This is a genomic window from Corallococcus carmarthensis (assembly GCF_003611695.1).
Taxonomy (GTDB): Bacteria; Myxococcota; Myxococcia; order Myxococcales; family Myxococcaceae; genus Corallococcus; species Corallococcus carmarthensis.
In genome coordinates this window covers 1-16964 of record NZ_RAWE01000045.1, presented here as the reverse complement: position 1 = coordinate 16964, position 16964 = coordinate 1, and the positions used below count along the sequence as shown (strand labels likewise).

Below are 16964 nucleotides of genomic sequence, written 5' to 3'. Positions count from 1 at the left end.
CCCCGCTTTCACTCCCGAGTCATCCCGCCGTCATCCGATGACGCGTGGATCCGCGCCTCGGATTCCGAGTGATTGAGAGTCCCGGGGCGGGCCCGGAACACGACCGTAACGCGGACGGCCATCCATCACCGGTGGGCCATCCGCGAGGACGGACGTGGGCGCGAAGGCCCGGGCGACGGACACGACGCAGCCGCCCACCAGCTTGCGCAGGTGGGACTTCGGACGGCGAGGGGGGGACGCCATGGATGCCTCCGGCCCGGATGGGGGAGACACCAAGGTGGAAGGGGGGCCGCGCACCGGCCATCGCACCGGTGAGCCGCCCCCCATCCTCCAGCGGACAGCGCCTACTTCGGCTCCTGCCGGATGTACTTCTCGATGATGGCGTTCATCTTCGCCGCGCAGGCGCCCTCGCAGACGAGGTAGCGCAGGCCGCTGACGGGGTCGTGGAGGCGGGCCGCGAGCGTCGCGGAGATCACGAAGGTGACCTCCTTGCGCTGCTTGCCCTTGCCGGACACCAGCGTGCCCTGCACGACGCAGCCCGCCCACTCCACCCGGTCATGCACCTCCTCCTCCGGGATGGGCGTCGCCGAGCGCAGGTACGTGAGCGCCTCCTCCGCGGAGAGCTTGAAGTAGCCGCAATGCTCCTTGTCGGTGCTGTGCGAGCCGTCCTCAATGCCGGCGGTCAGGTGCTCGATGCGAGCGTTCGCCGGGACGGTCCACCGGGGTGGCTCGGCCTGCGCGAGCGTGGCCGCGAGGCCGGCGAGCACCGCCATCCCGGTCCAGCGCCGGAGCTTCATTCCTTGAGGGTTGCGTCGCATGGTCAGTACCCGAAGCCCTTTCCTTCGCCGCGCGGGGTGTCCTTGTAGGCGATGACCCCGTGCACGAAGACGTCCGTGTCCTTGAGTTTGTAACGGTCCTGCAGCACGCCCACCAACTGCTGGACCGCGGAGACCTGGGCCGCCGTGGGCTCATTGAACGCGCCCTTGGCATCCTTGACGCCCACCACCTCGATGCCAATGGAATCCTCGTTGAGGGGATAGCGGTCCGGGTAGCTCTTGGTCAGCTCGTGCTTGTAGACGTCCTTCTTGCGGTCGGAATAACTGGCGACGCGCTTCGCGTCCCACAGGTTCTTGAGCACCGCCTTCTCCGCGGCCGAGCAGGTGTTCTCCTCCTCGCAGCGCGCGCGGATCTGCCCCACGTGCGAGGCCACCTGGTCCAGCTTCATCGTCTGGATGATGCGTCCGTCCTCGGTCACCAGGAAGTGGGCGCCGGTCTTCTGGCCGTCCTTGTAGGCATGCAGCGTGCTGGCCGCGGTGGACGCGCTCGTGCGGTGCAACACGATGGCGTTCACATTCTTGAGGTTCCCGCCCTCCAGCGTCTTGAAGCGGTTCATCTCCACGACATAGGGCGTGACCAGGACCTCCGGGTCCTCCTTCACGGCCGGAGCGGCGGCCGCCTTGGCCTTGAAGCCGCTCGGGTCCACGAAGCGCGTGGGCGCGTTGCGCGCGTACGCGTAGAGGTTGCACTCCACGGGGCTGTCCACGCAGAGCGACGGCTGCTCCAGGAAGAGCGGGTCCGGCGTGAGGAAGCGGTTGATGGCCGGGTCGTAGTCACGGGCGCCCATGCGCGCGAGCCCCAGGTCCACGTCGAAGCCCTTCTCCACGTAGTCGAGCACCTCCGCGCTCACCGGGCGGAAGCTCCGCGCGCCGAACGGCGAGGCGACCAGCAGCTGCCCCAGCGCGTCCGCCATCACCGTGCCCCGGTTGTCGGTGCCCACGAGCTGGAAGACGCCGTCGTTCACCAGCCCCATCACCTGGCGGGCGAACCGGAGCGGCTTCGTCAGGCCCCCCTTCGTCAGCAGCGCGCCGCCGTCCAGGTAGGCCGCTTGCGGCACCGTGCCGGCGAGCTTGAGCAGCCGCTGTCCGGCCTCGTCGTAGAGGAAGCGCCACTCCTCCTGGCCGGGGCGATGGGCGCGAGCCACCTGGCCGTTGGGGCCGTACTCGAACACCAGGTCCCCGCGCGACACGGTGCGGCCCAGGTCGTCGAAGGTGTACGTCACGCCGCCCACGGTCAGGGTGTTGCCCTGCCGCGTCAGCGTCTGGCGCACGCCGTCCTGTTCGATGGCGGAGGGCAGGCCCTGGCCGTCGTACTCATAGGCATACGCATGTCCGCTGTCCTGCGACGTGGTGAGGAAGCCGCGTGGCGAGTACGCGTAGTCGCGCTCCAGCGATCCGCCGTTGGAGCCGTAGGACTCCGCGGCCACGTTGCCACGGCTGTCCAGCCGCTGCGCCACGGTGGCGGTCCACCCCGGGCCCTGCTGCGCCTTGGTGAGCTGCCGGCGGGTGAGCGGGTCGCGGCCCAGCGTCACCCGCGTGCCGTTGGCGAAGTCCGCCGTCACCGGCTGCCCTTCCGCGTCGTAGCCGTAGAGGGCCAGGAGCGCGCCGTCCAGCCGCGTCTCCGCCAGGCGGCCGTGCGCGTCCCAGCGGTCCTCCTGCGTGTGCGAGGACAGGAGCGCGCCGGTCGCGTCGCTCACGAGCGTCGTCTCGCGCGCGACGTCGCCGCCGTCGGAGTAGACGAACTGCGTGTCCACCGTGCGCCAGCCCGTGAGGGTCACCACCCGGCGCGACACCTTGCCGTCCGCGCGGTACTGGAAGGTCTTCTGGAAGCCCTGCCCCTCCACGCCGGTGAGCTCGCCCAGGTGCGTGCGCGTGAGCGGGGACTGGGGCGTGGCGCCGTCGTAGTAGAAGCGGTAGCGCTGCGTGGAGCCGGTGCCAAGGTCGGTGTGCAGGGCTTCCGTCTTGCGGCCCAGGCCGTCATACGTCCAGGCCTCCGTGCCGCGGGCCGCGCCCGCCGGGCTCAGCAGCCGGCGCTGCGTGGGCAGGCTGGAGACGGGGTCGTAGGCGTACTCCACCGTGGCGACGGCCTCGCGCGCCACGCGCGTCACGCGCCCGTGCGCGTCCAGGGCCAGTTGGTGGTGCTTGCCGTCCGGCAGCTTCACGTCGCGCACGCGGCCCAGCACGTCGTAGGTGTACTCGTAGCGCGTGCCGTCCGCGTCCTGGAAGGCGCGCACGCGGTCGCTGCCGTCGGTCCAGCGCGAAGTGGTGAAGGTGCCGTTCTCCACCACGTCCCGCCGCAGCCCCGCCGCCTCCACCGTCAGCGTCGCGCGCTCCTGGCGCTGGACGCCCGTCTGGAGGAAGGCGGAGGACTCCGCCACGTGGCCGAAGCCGGCGCCCCGGCTGAAGCCCAGCGACGCGGCCCCCGTCAGCAGGTCGCCATAGGTCACCTGCTCCGGCTGGAGCGTGCCCGGCGCGTGGGGGCGCGCGTACCGCCGCGTCTCCAGCTGGGCCGGGTCGTAGGTGGTGACGGGCTGGAAGGACCAGCCTCCGGGGATGCGCTGCGCCGTCGCCACGGGCTCACCGGCCGCGGTGCTCCACTCGGCCGCCTGGCGCCGCGCGCCGCCTTGCGTGTCCACCAGCGACTCCACCTGCACCAGCGCGGGCGTGAGCGCGGTGGCGTACTGGTAGGACAGCTTCGTGGCGGGGTTCGTCTCCGTCGCGAGCCCCTGGTCATCCCACTGCCGCGACAGCCGCTCCAGGCCGTCGTAGCGGAAGGACTCCGTGTAGCTCGCCGTGCCCCGGCCGTAGCGCAGGGCGCGGGCGGCGTCTGTCAGCGGGTCGCGGCCGGCCACCTCCACGGTGGTGCCGTCCGGGGACGTCACCTTGCGCAGGAGGGTGCCGCCCGGCTCGAAGTCGAACCAGGTCGAGCCCTGCCCCGGCACGGCGACGTGCTCCACGGAAAAGTCCGGCCGGTAGAAGACGTCCTGGAGCGTCAGCGCGCCGGTGGGCGCCAGGCTCTCCAGCTTCTGGACCATGCCCACCGCGTTGCGCGTCGTGCGCGACTCGTGGCGGAAGTCCAGCGTCGCGTCCGCGTGCTGGCCCGTCAGCACCACGTTCGCGTCCAGGCAGTGAAGGTGTCCCGCGAGCCCGGACAGGGTCGCGCGGGTGCGCTCGGTGGTGAGCGTGCCGTTCGCGGTGTGCAGCACGCTGCGGGCCGGGCACAGCTCCGCGGTGTAGGCCTGCACCTCCGTCCACTCCTCCACCTGGCGCAAGCCGGAGCGCCACCCGGTGTGCTGCTCGTGCAGCCGCTTCCACGGCAGGCCGAAGGAGCTCGTCGCCTCGTACACGCGCCACTCGAAACGCTCCACGCCCGGGGTGCGCGTGTCCGTGGACGTGCTGGAGACGAGCAGGCCGGTCTGCCGCTCGTCGTGCGCGAAGGTGGACGTGTCCGTGACCACCGGCGTGACGCGTGACACGTCCTGGTAGCCCAGCAGCGAGCGGCTGACCGGGTGCATGACGGGCTTCGCGTAGTCGTAGGTGATGTGCTCGGGGGCACGGCCGGAGGACGTCACGTCCAGCGCGGAGAGGACCGCCTCGCGCTGGTGGATGCCGGGGACCGCGGGGCTCCACGCGTACTGGAACGCCAGGCGCGTGCCCTTGCCGTCGTCCGCGGAGCGCATGAGCCCCGAGCCCGGTGCATCCAGGGTGACGGCGTACGCCTGCCCCAGCCGGACCGTGTTGAGCTGCGTGCCGCCGGTGCCCGTGAGGTCGCCCACCACCACCGGGCCGGGCAGCCCGTCGAAGAAGTCACCCAGGGGGGCGCGCACCTCCGCGAACTCCTCGCCGGTGTTCACGAAGAAGAGCGCGTAGCCCTGCTGCCACAGCACCAGGTCCGACAGGCCGTCCTTGTTCAGGTCCACGAACGCGAGCTGGTAGTCCAGGAACCCGCTCAGCTCGCCGCCGTACCACAGGCGCACCGGCATGCCCTGGCCCGCGCCGTCGAAGCGGTACTGGCCCTGCCCGTACCACACGACGAGCCCGCCCTCGTGGCGCGCGACGAGGTCCGACTGCCCGTCGCCGTTGAGGTCCTGCACCCAGCTGGTGTGCGGGGTGAAGTACGGCATCAGGCCGCCGCTCACCCTGGGGCCGAACGCGGGCGCCACCGGATCCGTGCCCACGTTGGGCAGGACGTCATAGCCGCCCTCGTACACGCGCAGCAGGTCCGGACGCCGGTCGCGGTTCAGGTCCACCAGGCGCGTCTGCGGGCCCAGCTCCCAGTTGCCCTGGAGCGACTGGCGGTTCACGAGCTGGCCGTCGCGCGAGCACACCGTCAGCTCCGTCGCCTGCCAGGCGCCATCCGCGCGCAGGTCCACCACCTGGTGCGCGTCCGTGTCCGGGCCCAGCTGCACCAGGTGCCGGGGCTCGTTGTAGACGGACTCCGGCGGGCGGCACTCGGGCACGGTGCCCGAGCCGGGCGCCGGCAGCTCCTCCACGCGGAAGCCGGTGCCCTCCTGCACGAAGAGCGTCTGGCGCTGGTGATGCTCCACGTCCAGCCGTCCGTCCTGATCCACGTCCACCAGGGCCGCGTGCTCCGGCTGGAACGCGTCGCCGCCGAACGCGGACAGCAGGCCGTCCAGTCCGGGCGCGGCCTGGAACCGGGCCGCCTGCAGCGCCTCGTCCGACTCCGAGTAGGTGTACTGCGTGGCGGGCGGCGTCGCGCCGGAGGCGAACACCTGCCGCACCCCGGTGAGGCGGAAGGCGGGGCCCAGGGCTTCGTCCTGGTACGTCAGCGCGTAGTGGAAGCGCTCCACGGGCGTGCCAGTGGCCGCCGTGCGCACGCGCAGCGCCACCTCCTGGACGCGGCGGTCCAGCGTCAGGGGCGCGCCGCTGCGGTAGTCCACCGTGGCGAGCGCCCGGGGCGCGTAGGCGAAGGCCACCTCGTAGTGGAAGTCCTCGCCCCGTCCGCCGTAGCGCACGCGGTCCAGGAAGGGCCGGCCGGAGGGGTTCACCGTCCAGTCCAGCCTCGTGCCCTGGCCGGTGGCGTCCCGCGCCTCCTCCAGGAACCACGTGTGCGTGCCGCGCGGCGTGTCCACCCGCACCTGCGCGCCGAAGGTCCACCGGCTGCCGTCCGGCAGGAACGCCACCAGCGACGCGCCCGTCTCCACCACGCGCACGCCCGCGGTGAAGTCCACCGGGTACCACGCTCCATCCGTGCCCTTCACCATGCGGCCCCAGGGCCCGCTCAGGTCGTCGGTGGCGTAGTCCACCTCGCCGCGCGCGCGGATGCGCTGGACGGTGAGGCTGGTGCCCCAGCCCATGCCCCATTCATTCAGGCCGCCGTCGGGCGAGTACGTCGGGAAGGGCTGTACGAGCAGCGGCCCCCGGTCCTGCGGCACCTGGAATGGGGACGGCAGGCTGAAGCCGCCCCGGCTCACGTCGGCGGGACCGAAGGTGGTGTGGGCGTACTGCCCCACGAGCGAGCCTCGCTGCGGAGCGGCGAGCTCCGGCGCCTGGACGCGTGAATCCGCGAACGGCGTGCCCTGGGCCTGGGCCCCGGGCGCGACAAGGCACAACAAGGCCACGGACAGCTTCCGTAGCGGTGACATGGTGACTCCTGCGGGAAGTGGGATGGGAAGAAAAGCGGGGAGCGCCGTTGCCGGCGCTCCCCTGGGAACGGCTCACGCGCGGCCCGTGACGGGCCGCCGGCCTACTGGCACACCAGCGGCTCCGGCATGGAGCCCACGGTGCGGCGGTCCACCTGGTACACGAGCACCAGCTCCGTGGCCGCATCCAGCGGGTGGATGGGGTTGGTGCGCAGGCCCGTCACGTCGAAGCGCACGGTGCTGAAGGGCGACAGGCCATCGCCGCCGGTGAACTGCTCGTTCTCCGGCATCGCCAGCTCCTTCGTCTGGAAGGTGCTGATGGCGTCCGCGGTCAGACCGAACAGCACGCGGTTCTGGCCCAGCCGCCACCGGGCGCCCTCCAGCAGGTCGTCCTCGATGAAGTACTTCTTCAGGCCCTGCGATCCGGTGAAGGTCAGCTCCTGCTCGAACGTGGTCGCCGAGCGCAGGAACTGCCCGTTGAGCGTGGTGTTCTCCGCGGACGTCGAACCGCCGGCGCGCACGAGGTACAGCCCCATGCGGTGGAGGATGGGCGTGGCCTCCGTGCACTGCAGCGCCCCGGACACCGCGCCGTCGGCGGCGTAGAAGTCCGAAGGCACCAGCTGCACGGAGAAGGCCGCCTTGGGGCTCGCGGTGTTCAGCAGCGAGTCCCACACCGCCTTGGAGCGCTCCGGGCTGGCCTTCAGCCACGGCGACGTGGTCGCGGGGACGCCCGGCTTCGGGAAGCTCAGGGCCACGAGCGTGTAGTTGGGGTCCTTGTCCGCGAAGCGGCCGTCGGCCAGGGCGCTCGTCACCTCGTTCACGGCGGTGAGCTCCAGGTCGGCCAGGTTCACGTACGCCTGCGACCAGTCGGCGCGCACCAGGTTGGTGAAGGCCGTCCTCGTCTTCAGGCCGGCGAGCACCGACGGGTAGCGCAGGTCCAGCACCGGGAACAGGTGGTCCGTCACCAGCACGGACAGGGCCTGGGTGCTCTGGCGCAGCTTCTCACCGTCCAGGTTGCGAAGGCTCCAGGCGGGCACCAGCCGCAGCAGGCGGCTCTGCTCCTCCAGGGCGTCCTCGTCGCGCGACAGCGCCTTCATCTCCAGCGACAGAAGCTCCATCTGCCGCTCGACGGCGCGGATCTCCACCTTGCGCTCCAGCCGCGCCAGCTCCTTGGACACGAAGGTGTCGTAGAGGGACATGAGCGACGCGGGGAACTGGCTCACGTCGCACACCGTGTTGCAGGTGCCGGTGACGTTGCACTGGGTCTCCTCGCGGCAGGCCGTGTTGAGCGCGCTCGTGGCCCCCTGGCGGCGGGCCGCCATGTCCTGGGAGAGCACCCGGCCCTGGTTGACCAGGGCCTCGGTGGCGGTGCGCATGTCCGTCAGCACCCGGGCCATGGCCGGCGCCATCTGGCGCACGGCGGAGCCCGCGGGCACCAGCTTCTGCAAGTCCACCGTCAGCGAGTGCGTCGTGTCCGGCGAGCACGTGAACGTGGAGCCGGGCAGCGCCACCTTCGCGGCGTCGTTGGCCACCAGGTACAGGTCCACGCCCGGATCCGTCTGCGTGTCCGCGAGCCCCGGCTTGCGTCCGATGATGACGGACATGGCCGGCTGCACCACCTGCACGTCGCGCACGACCTGGGTGTTCTTCTCCACCTGCACCAGCAGGAGCGAGCCCACGGGCAGGTCCGGGAACGGCGTGCCCGGCAGGCGGATGCCGGTGTTGTACGTGGCGCTGACGCGCTGGTCACCGCCGTTGGTGCTGTCGTTGGTGGTGCGGTGGCCCTTCTCGCTGGCCAGGCACGCCTCCGCGTAGGCGTAGACGGAGGCCTCGACCGTGACGAAGAGGTCCCAGCTGGTGCCGGCCTCCACCCGGGTCCCCGCGCAACCCCGGACGGAGCTGGACGCGCCTGAGTAGTTGGACGTGGCGTTGGACTGCGCGCTGAAGGCGCTGTCGCTGAAGGACACCAGGTAGCCCTCGGTGCCGGTGAGCGCGTTGGACACGTTCACCCCACCCAGGGTGCCCTGGGTCTGCATCGGCTTCTGCAGCTGCGCCTTGGACAGCACGCACGCGGGGGCCCACTGGTTGCGCGCGGAGATGTTGAAGATGTCGCCCGCGCTCGCGGCCTGCGTCCAAACCGCGCCGTTCTTGCGCACGGCGTAGCTGGTGAAGTTGCCCTGACTCATGCCCGGCTCGAAGCGAGCCTCCTGGGCGGAGATGACCAGCGTGTCCGGAGTGCCGCGGGTGATGGCCAGGCGGGCCAGGTCCGCGGACTCCGCCTCGCTCGCCACGTTGAACGCGGCGGCGAAGTCACCGAAGGCGGCGTCCTCCAGGGCCGCGTTGGCGCGCAGCCCCGTCAGGTCCACGGCCAGCTGGTCGAACTGGGTGAGCCGCAGCTTGAGCTGGTCCTTCACGCTGGTGCGCTGCTGGACGTTGCCCATCTCCGCCAGCCGCGCGTTCACGTAGTCCGTGCGGTGCTGGACGAAGTCCGCCTTGTCCGTCGTCAGCTTCTGGGTGCGCTGGGTGATGAGGTTGTCCAGCTGGGCGCGCTTGGCCTCCTGGATGCCGGCGCGCAGCGAGTTGCGCGCGCTGGGCAGGAAGGTGCCCGTGCGCAGGTAGCTGGCGGTGCGCGTGCTGCCGTCCTGGATGGCGCGCGACAGCATCAGCGCGGCGGCCGGCGTGGTGGTGGGGGACGTGCCCATCAGCAGCGACGGCGAGTAGTCCGTCGCGCCGTAGACCTCCGTCACGGCGGTCCGCAGGGCCGCGTGGCGCTGGCGCAGCAGGTCGAAGAGGTTGCGCCAGGCGTTGCGCTCCGCGGGGGCCAGGGCCAGGTTGGAGGCTCCCTGCACCGCGGCGTTCAGGGTCGTCTCGTCCGCCATGGCGCCGTACAGCCGCCACAGCTCGGACACCTCGGTCTGCACGGGCGGCGGGCCCGCGCACACCATGAAGCGGCAGCCCAGGTCGTGCATCTGGCTGACGTCCGCCAGGCGGTCATGCAGGCCGTGCAGGCCGTCGCCCAGGAGCAGCAGGAGGGGCGCGTTGCTCAGGGGCAGCGACGTGGAGCCGCCCACCGGCGTGAGGGCCGCCGTCAGCATCGCGCGGTCCGTGGAGAGGCCGGTGTTGAACGGGTCCCCGGCGATGAGCTGCGTGCCGTCCTGGCTGAGCAGTCCGCCCGCGTAGGCCTGCTTCCAGAAGTCGCTGAAGGTCAGGTCCAGGTCCTTCCACAGGGCCTCCGGCAACGCGGCGCCGCCGTACACCTGGGTGCGCGCCAGGCCGTACCACTGGTCCAGCCGCGCCATGCGCGCCTGGAGGTCCGCCTGGATGAGCTGCCCCTGGCTGTCGCGCTTCAGCGCGAGGACGTCCTTGCGCAGCAGCGCCTGGCTGATGTCGTACCAGGCCTGCTTGTAGGGCGACGGGCCGGAGCAGGACACCGCGGCGGCGCTGGCGGCCGCGTCCATGCAGCGCTGCCAGACGGTGGCGACGCGGTCCGCGGGGACGTGGGACTGGGCCATCCGGTGGCACATGGCCAGGGTGGCGTCCACGGCGCCGGTGGACGCGCACGCCTCGGCGGCGGCCGGGGGCGTCCAGGCGTTGCAGTTGTTGGACGTGAGGTCCATCTCGTCGAAGTACTCCGCGCGCAGGCCGTGCGTGGAGGACGCGGTCAGGTAGAGCTGCTCCGGGGGGATGACCACCAGGCCGCTGGAGCCCGGGGGCGTCCAGCGCAGGCGGGCCGTGGCGCTGTCACCGTTGTCGAAGTACTCCACGCGCAGCGCGTAACGCTGGCCGGCCTGGAGGTTGACGGTGGTGGTGTACGCCGTCGGCGCCTGGGAGAACCACGCGTCGATGCGCAGCGTGTTGTCCACCCACAGCCGCATGCCGTCGTCGGTGGTGATCTCGAAGGTATAGGTGCCGGTGACGGGCGCCTGCACCTCGCCCGTCCAGCGGGCGGAGAACGTCTCCGGAGCGATGGCGCCCGACGGCGAGCCCCGGCCCCAGCTGAAGTCGACGGTGGGGTCGACGCGCGTCACGCGGTTGAAGTCCGGGAAGTCCGCGTAGCGCTGGAGGATGAAGTCCTGCTGCGCGGGGGTGAGCAGCTGCCCCTGGAGCTCGAAGAGCGTCTTGAAGGCGTCCACCAGGTTGCGCTGGAGCAGCGGCTGGTCCACCGACGAGGACGGCAGGGACGCCACGCGGTCCCACGTGGCCTGCAGCCGGCCATACTTCGTCTGGGCGCTGGAGAACGGCACGTCATCCGCCGTGAGGCAGAGGGGCCGGTTGGGCAGCGCCGGCTCCTGCCGGGTGTCCGCCGCGCCGCCGAGCTCCGACAGCATCTTTCCAGGCTGCGAGTACTTCACGCCGCCGCCCGCCAGCCCGTCGCACGTGGCCGGGTTGGGCTCCGTGCCGAAGGACGCGTCACGACAGGTCGGGTAGATGGGCGCGCCGTTGCAGGCGTACGTGCCGCAGACCGGGTCCTGGCTGTTCACCCAGTTCACGCCCACGTTGTCGATGACGATGGTGCACGCCTCGGCGAAGTTCTCCTCGGTGATGTAGAGCTCGGCCGTGTTGGAGAGGACGCGGAAGTTGCTGTACGTGCGGGAGCCCGGCGTCGCGCTGACGACGGTCAGCGGATGGCCCGTGAACTCCTTGCCCTGGGCGCGCAGCGTGGCGACGACGTCACTGGCCACCTGGCTGCACGTCTTGGAGTAAGTCGACTTGTTGGTCGTCGTGCACGGCGGCTTCTCCGAGTAGTCGCACGAGCGCGTCGTCCGGTACACGCCGCTCGCGGTCCCGCCGAACGTCTGTCGCTCGTAGCCGGTGGGGTGGTTGCACGTGGAGGTGCAGGTGGCCGGCTGATAACCGATGATGCCGCCGCACGCGGACGAGCTGCCGGACTTGAAACACAGGTCGCGGTACTCCCACGGTCCCGTACACTTCTGGGACAGGCCACTGCCCACGACCGGCTCGGAGGTGGGCCGGCAGGAGGTGCCATCCAGGGCCTGTTCCTGCGCGGCCATGGCCTCCACCGCCGTTGTTTCAGGTTCGGGCTCGGGGCCGCAGGCCATCAGGCCCACGGTGGCCACCAGGGCCCACCATGCTCTTCGTCCGTATTGCTTCATCGACATTCCCCTCTCGCGACAGACCCCGGCCCTCGCGTTCGCGGCACTGCGCGAACACGTCCATGGCGGGGCGTGGTGACGGGTCATCCGGACGCGCGGCGCGACCTCGCCGTCCGCGGAGGCGGCGCGAGATCCCCTCAACGACGTGGCGTGTCCGGAGACTTGCGCGGAATACGACCTGACGAATTATTCCTGGTCGCGTCTTCCGCGAGGAGGAGACGCGGGTCGCGCGCTACTCGTGAGGAAGCAGCAGGCTCCCGGCGGCGAGTCCCAGCAGGAAGGCGACGACGACGAGCAGCATCACCCACCGCACGGCGACCCCGGTGGCGCGAGGTGCCTGCTGTCCCACGGTGGCGCGAGTGGGCGTGGATTCGTCCGGCACGAGGATGCGGACCTGGATGGCGGCGGTGCGCAGCACCTCGTCCACGTCGGTGAGGAACTTCTCGTACTCCTCCGGGGCGAGCTCCAGCGGAGTGCCGTGCTGGAACTCGTAGCGCTTGGCCACGGCCTCGTGGTTGCGCAGCGAGGCCTGTCCCTTGGCCACGTCCACCCAGCCCGCGATGAGCGCGGGGGCGCTCCCCTTGCGGTCCACGAGCGAGATGGCCTGACGGGCCTGCTTGCCGCCCGCGGTGCTGGGGCCTTCGGGTTCGTCCACGCGCAGGATGCGGTGCGGGGAGCGGCCGTAGATCTTGTGCTGGAGCTCGGCCTTGAGGCGCTCCGCGAGCAGCGCGGAGTGGGTGGCGAACATCGTGCGCAGTTCGGACGGCGCTTCCGCCTGGCTTGCTGCCTGCGCGGAGGGCAGCGGCGCGAAGATCATCGGCTCCGGCCGGCTGGCCTTTCCGGGACTGTCGCTGCGTGCCGTGCGAGGAGGTTCGGAGGAGCTTCCGTCCAGCTCCGCGCCACGGCCCGCGCGGATGATCTCTGGCAGCGCGAAGTCCTCGTCCTTCGCGCCACCGCGCGGGGAAACACCGCTCCGGGAAGGACGGATGATCTCCGGGAGGTCCTGACCTTCCTCGCGAGCACCACCGCGACCTGGACGGATGATCTCCGGAAGGCCCTGCCCCTCTTCGCGCGCCGCCGCGCGTCCCGGCCGGGCGCCCTCCAGACGGGCCTCGTCCCGAGTGCCGCCTCGACTCGGGCGGACGATTTCTGGAAGGTCCTGCCCCTCTTCGCGAGTCACCGCGCGCCCCGGACGGGCGATCTCCGGGAGGCCCTGCCCTTCCTCGCGTGCGCCGCCGCGTCCCGGACGAGCGATCTCCGGAAGGCCCTGCCCTTCCTCGCGGGCGCCGCCACGCGAGGGGCGAAAGGCGGTCTCCGGAGCGGCGAACCCCTCGTCGTCGTCCTCGCCAGCAACGCCCCGGCCGTCGCGCGCGCGGGGTGGCGGCGGGGGAGGAGGCTTGAAGCCATCCACGCGGGTCTCCTCGACGAGGTCCTCGTCGGGAACCGGGGGCGGCGTCATCCGAGTCTCGGGCCCGGTGAGTTCGGCGGCGCGCAGGGCCGCGCCCGTGGTGGGCGCGACCCGCGTCTGGTTGCCCCAGGACTTCCGGCCGGAGCCGCCCGCGGACGAACGGGCCGCCTCCGCGGCGTCCCGTTGCGCGGGGGTGGGCACCTGGGTCTGCTCGGTGCGGACCTCTTCCGTCTCGTCCAGGTCGTTGTCGAGCGGTGCGACCCGGGTCTCGTCGACCCGCTCCGGCTCGTCGTTCCTGCGGTGCCCCTTGGCCATGTGCGCGACCTCTCGCGTCAGACCATACCGCGTCACCCGGCGTCGGGGGATGGGCCGTGTGCCTCAGTAGCGCGGCCAGTCCGGACACACGATTTCGATGGAGCCCCCGAGCCACGACGCATAGGCCGCGTCGTCCGCGACGGTGTACGCCTTCCCATAGGCCCGCTCGAAGTGCTCGGCCCAGTGCGGCCGCGAGCCATCCAGGTCCGTGAAGCCGTACTCGCGCGCCAGCGTCCACGACGCGACCACGCGCCCCGCCTTGCGGTGGACGTCCGGATCCGCCGCCAGCGCCGCCACCGCGCGGCCCACGTAAGACGGCGTCTCCGACGCGACGAAGTCCGGAACGTTCTTCACCGCGTCGCGCCAGTTCGCCTCCTTCACCCCGAAGCCATCCAGCATCTCCTCCGAGCGCAGGAACCCCGGCGTCACCGCCAGCGCCGTGATGTTCGTGCGGCGCAGGTCCCTCGACATCGCGAAGGCCAGCCGGATGACCGCCATCTTCGTCACGTCGTACGCGACGCCGCCCCGGTAGCCGAACGAATCCCCATCCGTCACCTCCACGATGAGCCCCCGGTCGCGTTCCAGCATCAACGGCACCGCGTAGCGGCTCGTGACGATGTGCGTGCCCACGGCGCGGTCGAACATCAGCCGCGCCTTCGCGGGCGACTGCTTCCAGAACGGCAGCCCCAGCTCGTGCAGCGACTCCCCGCCCCAGATGTCATTGACCAGCACATCCAGCTTCCCGGCCTCCGCGCGGATGCGCTGGCAGAGCGCCTCCACCTCCTCCTCCACGGTGTGGTCCACCCGCACCGCGATGCCCTTCCCGCCCAGCGCGGTCACCTGCTCCGCCGTCTCTTCAATCGTCTCCGGCCGCGAGTCCCCGCTCGCCAGCCGCCCCCGCACGCTGCGGCCGGTGCAGTACACCGTGGCCCCCGCGGCTCCCAGCATCGTCGCGATTCCCCGGCCCGCGCCCCGCGTCGCTCCCGCGACCAGGGCCACCTGTCCTTCGAGTGGCTTCATGTCCGTGCTCCCCTTTCACGTGCCACCCTGCACGCCCAATCCTGACAACCCCTGTCATGATTCCCGGTCCAGGCTGCACGTCTCCCCACGGCCGGAGTGCCCATGCGCGCGGATCGCCTCGTCCACCTGTTGATGCGCCTCCAGTCCCGGCCCCGCAGCACCGTGGGCGAGCTGGCGCGCGAGCTCCAGGTCTCCAGCCGGACCGTGCACCGGGACCTGGACGCGCTCTCCACCGCGGGCGTCCCCGTGTACGCCACGCGCGGAGCCACGGGCGGTGTGGCGCTGATGGAGGGCTGGCGCACGCAGCTCACCGGCCTCACCCGCCCGGAGCTCCAGGCGCTGGCCACGGTGGGAGCCCCCGGAGCCCTGGACGACCTGGGCCTGTCCACGCCGCTGCGCACGGGCCTGGTGAAGCTGGCCGCGGCCCTCCCCGCGCTCCAGCAACCCGCGCTGGAGCACGCCCGCCAGCGGCTCCACGTGGACGCCTCCGGCTGGTTCACCGGCCGCGAGCCCCTGCCGCACCTGGGCAAGCTGCGCGACGCCGCCTGGCAGGACCGCCGCGTGTCGTTGAGCTACCAGGACTTCGACGGCGCCCGCTCCCGCCGGACGGTGGACCCCTACGGGCTCGTCATCAAGGCGGACCGCTGGTACCTCGTCGCCGGCACGGACAAGGGCCCCCGCGTCTTCCGGGGCGGACGCATTGGCGACGTGCGGCTGCGCCCCCAGGGCTTCACCCGCCCCCACGGCTTCGACCTGCCCGCGTTCTGGAAGGACTGGTGCGTGAAGTTCGCGGTGGAGCGCGCCCACTACGACGTCACGCTCGCCTGCACGCAGGAAGGGGAAGCGGCGCTGCGGAGGATGCGTCCCCCGGCCGACGGTGAGCGCCTGGACAAGGCACCCGCGGCACGCGGTGGGAAGCGGAAGGTGACGCTGGACTTCGAGCGGGAGTCCATCGCGGTCTCCCAGCTGTGCGAAGTGGGGGCGGGCGTGGAGGTGCTCGCCCCGGAACCCCTGCGCCAACGGTTGGCCGCGCTGGCGGCCTCACTGCAGGCGCTCTACGGAGGGCCCGGCCAGAAGAGGCCGGGCCGCCGTACCCGCTAGAAGTGCAGCGGGTGACCCAGCGTGGCCTCGGCGCCCTCGTGCATGATCTCGGAGAGCGTCGGGTGCGCGTGGATGGTGTGGGCCAGCTCCTCGGTGGTGATCTCCAGCTTCATCGCGACGCAGGCCTCGGCGAGCAGCTCCGTGGCGTGCGGCCCGATGATGTGGATGCCCAGCACCTCGTCGTACTTCCGGTCGGAGACGATCTTGATCATGCCGATCGACTCGTTGGAGATGGCCGACTTGGTGACGGCGCCGAAGGGGGCGATGCCCACCTTCACGTCGTAGCCGCGCTCCTTGGCCTTCTTCTCCGTGAGGCCCACGGACGCCACCTCGGGGTAGCAGTACGTGGCCGACGGGGTCAGGTCGTAGTTGATGGGCGCGGGGTTCTTCCCGGCGATGTGCTCCACCACCATCACGCACTCGGCGCTGGCCATGTGCGCCAGCATCGGCGTGGGGATGACGTCGCCAATGGCGTAGACGTTGGGCTCGCTGGTGCGGCACAGCGTGTCGACCTTGATGAAGCCGCGGTCCACCTGGACGGACGTCTTGTTGAGGCCCACGTCCTCGGTGACGGGCGCGCGGCCCACCGCCGACAGGAGGATTTCGGCCTCCAGCGTCTTGGTCTCCGTGCCCACCGTCATGGTGACGCGCACGCCGTCCGCCGTGTGCTCCACCTTCTCCACCTTGGCGCCCGTGTGCACGTCGATGCCGCGGCGGCGGAAGATCTTGTCCAGCTCCTTGGAGACGTCCGCGTCCTCGATGGGGAGCAGCGCGGGCATGTACTCCACGATGGCCGTCTTGCTGCCCACGTGGTTGAACACGGAGGCGAACTCGCAGCCCACCGCGCCCGCGCCCAGGACGATGATGCTCTTGGGGATGCGGTCGATGGTCAGGATGGAGTCACTGTTCATCACCCGCTTGTGGTCCACCGCCACGTTCGGCAGGGACTTGGGCACGGAGCCCGTGGCGATGATGATGTTCTTCGTGTCCAGGGTCTGCTTGGAGCCGTCCTCCGCCGTCACCTCCACCTTGCCCTTGCCCGTGATCCGCCCGTGGCCCTTCACCACGGTGATCTTGTTCTTCTTCATCAGGAAGTCGATGCCGTTGGCACCCTTGGTGACGACCTTGTCCTTGTGCTTCTGGGCGTTGGCCCAGTTCACGGTGGGGTTCGCCACGTCGATGCCGAAGTCGGACGACTCCTTGATGTGGTGGAAGAGCGACGCCGTCCACAGCAGCGACTTGGTGGGGATGCAGCCGCGGTGCAGACACGTGCCACCCAGGCGCTTGTCCTTCTCGATGATGGCCGTCTTCAGCCCTAGCTGGGCCGCGCGGATGGCGCCCACATAGCCGCCAGGACCCGAGCCGATGATCACCACGTCGAAAGTCTCAGCCACACACGCCTCCGGTCATTTTTGCGGATGGAACTCGCGGGCGCTGATAACCCCCGGTCCCGGTTGGAATCAAGGAGTTTGCTCGTGCGTCGCTTCCCGCTCCACACGCTTCTCTTGATGCTAGTAGCGCTGCTGGCGTTCGGGCGCCTCTATTACGTGACGCATCAAGCCCCGCC

Annotated in this window: 8 protein-coding genes; 1 reads left to right on the top strand and 7 read right to left on the bottom strand. The window is 71.1% G+C overall.

The features are described from left to right. Positions 1–30: 30 nt before the first annotated feature. The 6 genes from D7X32_RS44975 to D7X32_RS14875 all read right to left on the bottom strand — a co-directional run bounded on the left by D7X32_RS44975 (position 31) and on the right by D7X32_RS14875 (position 14296). The gene (locus D7X32_RS44975) at positions 31–243 is read right to left on the bottom strand and encodes a hypothetical protein (RefSeq protein WP_147450153.1); all 213 of its coding nucleotides are present in this window, start codon (positions 241–243) and stop codon (positions 31–33) included. 101 nt (positions 244–344) lie between these two features. After that, complete coding sequence (locus D7X32_RS14895) at positions 345–818, bottom strand: hypothetical protein (protein WP_147450152.1); 474 nt, start codon at positions 816–818, stop codon at positions 345–347. A gap of 2 nt (positions 819–820) precedes the next feature. Beyond that, positions 821–6442, bottom strand: coding sequence for an N-acetylmuramoyl-L-alanine amidase (locus D7X32_RS14890; protein ID WP_120603208.1), 5622 nt, complete (start codon positions 6440–6442; stop codon positions 821–823). Positions 6443–6543: 101 nt separating this feature from the next. Next, positions 6544–11559 carry a PA14 domain-containing protein gene (locus tag D7X32_RS14885; RefSeq protein ID WP_147450151.1) on the bottom strand — a complete coding sequence of 1672 codons (5016 nt, stop codon included), beginning with the start codon at positions 11557–11559 and terminating at the stop codon, positions 6544–6546. 226 nt (positions 11560–11785) lie between these two features. Beyond that, positions 11786–13276, bottom strand: a complete 1491-nt coding sequence (locus tag D7X32_RS14880) for a hypothetical protein (RefSeq protein ID WP_244239017.1) — start codon at positions 13274–13276, stop codon at positions 11786–11788. A gap of 63 nt (positions 13277–13339) precedes the next feature. Next, positions 13340–14296, bottom strand: a complete 957-nt coding sequence (locus D7X32_RS14875) for an SDR family oxidoreductase (protein ID WP_120603206.1) — start codon at positions 14294–14296, stop codon at positions 13340–13342. A 102-nt stretch (positions 14297–14398) separates the two neighbouring features. Here D7X32_RS14875 and D7X32_RS14870 point away from each other — a divergent pair, with 102 nt between their 5' ends. Continuing rightward, positions 14399–15397 (top strand): helix-turn-helix transcriptional regulator, encoded by a 999-nt coding sequence (locus tag D7X32_RS14870; protein WP_120603205.1) that lies wholly within the window; start codon positions 14399–14401, stop codon positions 15395–15397. Here the strand turns inward: D7X32_RS14870 and lpdA are convergent. After that, positions 15394–16791, bottom strand: coding sequence for a dihydrolipoyl dehydrogenase (gene lpdA / locus D7X32_RS14865; protein WP_120603204.1), 1398 nt, complete (start codon positions 16789–16791; stop codon positions 15394–15396). The genes D7X32_RS14870 and lpdA overlap by 4 nt on opposite strands. Between the last annotated feature and the right edge of the window lie 173 nt (positions 16792–16964).